This is a genomic window from Janthinobacterium sp. LPB2021202312-11-4 (assembly GCF_037049705.1).
In the GTDB taxonomy this organism is placed as follows: domain Bacteria; phylum Pseudomonadota; class Gammaproteobacteria; order Pseudomonadales; family Pseudomonadaceae; genus Aquipseudomonas.
The window spans coordinates 286,215-292,255 of the sequence record NZ_JBAGKV010000005.1 but is presented as its reverse complement, the minus strand read 5'-3'; the positions used below and the strand labels follow the sequence as shown (position 1 = coordinate 292,255).

At 53.9% G+C, this 6,041-nt stretch carries 6 protein-coding genes; 3 read left to right on the top strand and 3 right to left on the bottom strand.

What is annotated here, in order from left to right; all coding sequences use genetic code 11:
* Positions 1-259, top strand: a 259-nt coding sequence (locus V5E99_RS08325; protein WP_499802015.1) for a sce7725 family protein, incomplete at its 5' end; no start/stop codon positions are given.
* A gap of 455 nt (positions 260-714) precedes the next feature.
* The gene (locus V5E99_RS08320; protein ID WP_499802014.1) at positions 715-1,248 is read left to right on the top strand and encodes a BRO-N domain-containing protein; all 534 of its coding nucleotides are present in this window, start codon (positions 715-717) and stop codon (positions 1,246-1,248) included.
* A gap of 209 nt (positions 1,249-1,457) precedes the next feature.
* Here V5E99_RS08320 and V5E99_RS08315 read toward each other — a convergent pair whose 3' ends face one another.
* The gene (locus tag V5E99_RS08315; protein WP_499802013.1) at positions 1,458-2,528 is read right to left on the bottom strand and encodes an HNH endonuclease; all 1,071 of its coding nucleotides are present in this window, start codon (positions 2,526-2,528) and stop codon (positions 1,458-1,460) included.
* A gap of 202 nt (positions 2,529-2,730) precedes the next feature.
* Between V5E99_RS08315 and V5E99_RS08310 the strand changes: the two genes are divergently transcribed.
* A complete protein-coding gene (locus tag V5E99_RS08310; RefSeq protein ID WP_499802012.1) occupies positions 2,731-3,714 on the top strand; it encodes a hypothetical protein in 984 nt (327 codons plus the stop codon).
* A gap of 3 nt (positions 3,715-3,717) precedes the next feature.
* On the opposite strand, the gene V5E99_RS08305 is transcribed toward V5E99_RS08310, so the two are convergent.
* Together V5E99_RS08305 and V5E99_RS08300 are read right to left on the bottom strand one after the other, a co-directional pair.
* Positions 3,718-4,878, bottom strand: a complete 1,161-nt coding sequence (locus V5E99_RS08305; protein WP_499802011.1) for a hypothetical protein — start codon at positions 4,876-4,878, stop codon at positions 3,718-3,720.
* Between the two features lie 43 nt (positions 4,879-4,921).
* Positions 4,922-6,028: a hypothetical protein gene (locus tag V5E99_RS08300; RefSeq protein ID WP_499802010.1), complete on the bottom strand. Its 1,107-nt coding sequence runs from the start codon at positions 6,026-6,028 to the stop codon at positions 4,922-4,924.
* Positions 6,029-6,041 lie beyond the last annotated feature (13 nt).

Below are 6,041 nucleotides of genomic sequence, written 5' to 3'. Positions count from 1 at the left end.
AGATATATGGATAGAGCACTTTGTCTCAGATGATACGGACAGAGATGTCAGCGATGCAGAGACAAAGTTCCTACAAATGGCGCAAAAGTTAACTCAACAAGTAAAAAGCTTACCTAAAGAATTCGGTTGGAATAGCAGTTTAAAAGCTTATGAGGACCATACTATCAAACGTACCTGGTCAGGGTTAGGGAAAAACAAAGAATACCAAATTAAACACCACATACAATTAATGCTTAGCGCCCTAAACAAAAGACTCTAACATCCAAAAGGCTGCCGAATGTATCTACTCAACTATTTGCTTCGCAGCCTTCCTCGACCATTAAATCGATTTATTTTATTTTTCTGCTTGAAGCAACCCACGCTAAGATCCAGAGCTTGACCCTATCGGGTTAACCTCATAACCTTGTCCCCCCGGCGCCTAAGAAACGCCTCAAGTAGCGGCCTGACCGCTCCCGAAAGATGCGGCTTTTTTGTGCCTACGGACTTCTCGTGGGTGTGAAAAAATCTCTGCTATGTCGGGAGTGGGCGAATACAAGACCCGAAAGGGGAATATGTCCGGCCTTCTACTTGGGGTTTCTTAACTCCCGGCGCCTTAGCCCTAAGAAAGCTATCAAGTAGAGGTAATGGATATGCCTAAGAGTTTTCCCTTCCTATTGAAGGAAATGACCTACATCCGCACCGAAGAAAATCTGCTTCCGCTCAAGGAGGCCGGCCATGTCTGATCCATACATGCCCACCGTCTTCATCCGCCAAAACCTCGAACTTCATACCCTCCTTCTGGAAAACCAGCCATGGTTCTGCGCCCGCGATCTCGGTCGTTTAATGGGCTTTCACCTGAATGATCGCGTGGTCAGCAAGTTGGATGAAGATCAGCGGCACACATTGCTGATCGACTACCACGGCCAACCAGAGAAGCGGCTGATGCTCAGTGAGTCCGGCGTGTACGCGTTACTGGTCTATCACTACGCGCCGGGGAATCGGTTGTTGCGTGAATGGTTGACTCATCAAGTGGTGCCGGCCTTACGTGATGCCGTGCCATCGAAGAACTCTGATCGGCCGATGTTGAGTTTGTTGGATTGGCCGGAGATGTCGTTGAGTCTGTTGCATTGGCAGGATGAAGGTTGGATACGGCTGCGGGATATGCCTTATCTGTTGCTCAATCGCACGCGAAGGCGCGTTCCAGCGGTTAAGCCTTGGTGGCGGAAGGTCTTGGAGGCGATTTACTCTTTGAAGCATTCGGTCGGTTAGACCTTGTAGGATCGACAGAATGAAACGTCGTAATTCTCTGTAGGGATTTTCGTAGACGGTCAACTGATTATCGTCCGAGGGTTTTCAACCCTCGGCGATGCTTTGAGCAGAAAGAAGGCTACTGGAGCACTCTTGAGAATCAAGCCATTTGCCTGGGCGCGCCGCTCAATCAGCTTCAATTACTTCTAACCGCTGCTTCAGCCTCTCATTCACCAACGCCCCGTGCGCTCCAGAATATAGTGGTCAGAATGAATTTCTCGATGGCAACTTGGACATACAGCCCCCACATAGCGCGGGTGATCTAACCCACCATCGGAGAGCCGGTTTACGTGATGCGGCTCTAAGTAGGGTGTGCCGTCCTTTTTCATAAAAGGCGCCGGCTTCTCACAGCTCTCACATTCACCCTCAGCGCGCATCAGCACATAGTGCGCAACCTTACGGCTGCGTTGATAGATCTTTCGCGGAGCGGATTGCCCTAGATCATCGTTGCTAGGTTTACATGCAGCTAGCGCAGCCAACCGCGCAGCAGCCAGAGACCCAGAAAGGTCAGCCTCATCTTCATCCCGTTCTTCAGCTTCAATTATTTCACCAGGAATGCCCACAGGAACTAACCGAAAAACAATCGCTTTCCGATCCAGGCCGCTCACGTCTGGCTGGGTCCGCTCAAACATGTCGGCACAAGAAAACTCCCCCATGTATTCGTTGCCGTTACCTTTACCGAGGGACTTAAACAGATGCAGCGCTAGACCATTCTCCGCATGATTAGCGATGGCTCTGTTGCCTCGGATGAAAGTCATCGGCCCGCGTTGTCCTTCACCGGTATAAAGGTACGCGCCTTTGTCCCAACCATCGGCATACCCGTATTGCTCACCACTATCTCCCGTGAACAAAAATATCGCAGGATAGGTAGCGGACTTTGCAATGCCGCTTTGCAGGCTCCCACCGAACGGTCCATTGATCTCAGTTTTTCTGTCGTAAACAGCTCCCGGCGTGAACTGCAACACCGGCTCGCCTTCCCCACGCGGTAACTCCACGATAGTGAAGCCTCGCTTTTCCAGGTAACTGTTGGTCGGGCGTCCACCGGAGAATTCGCCTACGGCAATGCCGGCCGCCAAAGATACGATTTTCTTCGCCGGATACAGTTCGCCGCCCGCGTGAATGGCATAACGGTGAGCTAGGTTATTTTCCCAGCCCTGCCACTCACGCCTACTCCGATACTTACGATCAAACTCCAGCATCGCTTTGTCTATTCGTTCCTTCGAAACCGCTTTGATCGCCACGAGTGCTGCCCTTCATCGACATTGCCGTAGGAATATTCCTACCGCCGTCAAAGTACCAAAGGGTTTCAATACGTAACAGGGCGAAAAGCCACTATTTCTCGGTGATGGCGGCCTTTTCAACCTTTTGATTGATTCAACACGTGCGCCATGACTCGCTACCCGCTATTAATACCCTCCCCCACTCAAGGACCCGAGCCCCCCCATGAAATTCGACCTCGCCTACTGCCTAAGCCTCGACGACAAACTGTCGATCTACGACGTGCGGGATTTGAATTTCGACGAAACCATGGAATTCGATTCCGCCAAAGAACACTTCCAATGCCCCAACGATGCCTGCCGGGCAGCCTTCGATGCAGCGAACGTACTGACCACGTTCAACGCCAAGAACGTGAATTACATTCGCACCCCGCACTTCAAGAACACGCCCAGTACGCGCCATGTTGCGGATTGCCCTTATGTCAGCCTGAAAGCGCCAGCGTCGGGTGTTGAGGGGGACGGCGCGGAAACGGATGACGGTCGCGAGGAGCATTTCCCGTCGGAATTGTTGCTGACTCGGCGTCAATACATTCGCAAGCCAACCTCCCCGGAATCCGCGCCGGATGTGCGTCGGGATGATCCGCAACCCACGTCGGCGGATAACCACTCAGAGCATTCACCCCGCGACTCGGCGCCGGACAAAACCAGTGTCTTCGCCCATCCGGTGGAGTGTTTTGTGTCGAACTTCGAGGACAAGGAGTTGCTCAAGCGCATGCCGCTGAAGATTGGCGAGCATTCGGCGCCTTACAGTTCTTTCTTCAAGAAGATTGAGTATCTGCAAGACAACAAGGGGCTGATTTACTGGGGCAAGATCAAAGAGATCAAGGATTACACCCAGAGTTTCCGCATCGATTTCGAAGACCGGGTCTGGTTCAAACAACCGGACGCGGCGAAGAAGAAGCCGTATTCGGTGAATGTGTATTTGAGCAAGAAGCTGATCGACAACTACCGCAAACGCAAAGCGTTCCTGGCAGAGATCAAACACGCCATTGAAAGCGGCAAGGATTTGTTCTGCTTTTTCTATGGCGTGACGCCGGAGTTCAAGCAGTTCCCGAGCAAGAAAAACCCCGACAAGTTGACCGAGGTTTTTAATGCCAATATCGAGAACCTGGATCACTTCATCATTCGTGAAGCGCCGGGGTTGGAGTAGGGATTAACCCTTGGGCAGGTCCAGTTTGATCGCGCCGGGGTGCTGTTTGACCAGCGAGTACGGCAGCACCGACCAGTCCGGCGAGTCGCATCCCCGCTGGTAACGGGCGAAGTAGCTTCCCAGGTACACGCCCTTCGCGGTGAAGTGCCAGTTGGAGTAGCCCCAAACGTCTTCGTTGGTGAAGTCGCAATTGTCATCATCGCCTTCGGCCGGTTTTTTCATTTCTTCGGGATAGAGCGCGGTGAATTGCTCGATCAGCCAAGGGACGAGGACGTCGCGCTGATGGCTGGCACGGGTGTCGCTGCCGGTGGTCGTCGAGGGTTTGTCTGCCTCGCCAATCCATAGCACGTCAGACAGCGCCAAAACACGACCGGTGTGAACGTCGAGGTTGAGCGGTGAGTCGCCGAAATCCGGGTGCGCACCACCGCAATCGTAGCCGATGGAAATGTTCAGGCTGACCACCTCAGGCGACAGGAACGTCGGGGTGGCGCCTTGTTCAAACTCGGCATTTTCCCCTCCCCGCAACTGGCAGCCGTAATAGTCGATGGCCTCGCTCCAGAGTCGCCCCAGCAACTGTTGATTGACGCGATCCTGATCCGCTTTCGGGTAGCCGGACTCCACGCTGAAAAGGGACACCTTGGACTCGGGCTCGGTCCACCATTGCAGGCCGTAGCCCATGAAGGTCTCTTTCTTGCCGGGTTTGAGCGTCAACCCTTGCACACGCAAATACTCGTAAGAATCTGTTTTCGGTAGCGCGGCGATAAAGGGCAATGCGTCCGCCGCCGGTGTTGGGAGTTTGGCCACGGTCAACTGCACCGGGAGGGTTTTGCCCTTGGGACTTTTCCATTCGCCCTGCCAGCCGTTGGTGGTTTGTTTGAGTCTCAGGGTTGGCCGGGGCTTGTCATCGCCGTAGCGGTTGTTGCCCTCGTTGAGCGTCAGGGTCTGGCCCTGGAGCGTGCCGCTGAGTTCGAGGTCGCGATGGAATTTCTCGTAGAAGTAGCGACCGGAGACTTCGCTCGCGTCGCGGGTATTCAGCTCCACCACGATCGGCATTTTTCCCAGGGTGCCGGTGAACACCTGCCCGCCGAATTCGGCATGGGCGGTTGAGACCAGCGTGAGAAACAAAGTGGCACTGGATACGAGCCGTAACAGACCTTTAAACATCAAATCTTCCTTGGATAAGAGAGCGCAAACGGGTGGGGTGCGCTTAAGGCAATTGCAGCGCGACGCTGCCGGGGTGTTGTTTGATCAGGGTGTACGGCAGGACGCTCCACTCGACGCTTCGGCACATGGCTTCGTTGTGAGAGAAAACCGGTATCAACTTGATGCCGGTGTCGGTGAAGTACCAGTTGGGGGAAAGCCACGACGGTTCTTCGCCATAGACACAGCCATCATTGCGGTCAGTCGTCGTGCTGACTTCTTCGGGATAGAGCGTTTGCAGTTGCGCTACCAGCCATGACGCCAACGCTTGCGGCTCGCCTTGACCGATTCGCAGCACATCATTCAGTGCCAGGGTCTTGCCGGTTTTGGCGTCGAGATTAAACGGCAGGTCGTTCTCATCCGAGTAATTCCCGCCGCAATTGGTCTCGGCATTGATATTCACACTGAGCACCGAGGGCGACATCCACAGTGGATCGGCCTTTTGGCTGTAGTGGGTCATGCCGTACCCGGTGAGGCATTCGTGATAGTTGAAGACTTGTTGCCATAAACGTCCCATCAACTGCTGATTGATGCGCTGACGTTGTTCGGCGGGGTAACCCGACACCACTTCAAACAACTGCATTTTTGATTGCGGCTCGCTCCACCATTGCAGCGTGTAGCCCATGAAGTTTTCGGTTTTGCCTGGTTTGAGTGTCATGCCGTGCAGGCGCAGAAAGTCGTAAGGCGCCGTGTCATGCAGCGTGGCGAGGTAGGGCAATGTGTCGGTGGGTATTGGTGCAATGTAGGCTTGTTCCAACACTATTTTCAGGACTTTGCCTTCGGGGTCGGTCCACTCACCGGACCAGCCGTGAAGTGTGGGCCAGAGACGGATACTCGGATGTGGAGTGCCGTGATTATTGAGGTCAAGGCTTTCATGGAGGGTGAGTTCAATACCTTCCTTGGCGCCGCTGAGCAGCAAATCCTTGCGGTATTTTTGATAGAAGTAACGGCCACTCACCACCTTGGGGTCGTCGGCGCTCAGCTCTAATACGATGGGCGAGTTGCCTAATGTTCCTGTGTAAACCTGACGGCCCGCCTCTGCCCGCAGCGCAGTAGAAACCGTCAGGCAGGCCAGCAGGATAACGCCGGTCAAGTGACTCAATCCTTTGAACATCGGTTAATCCTTG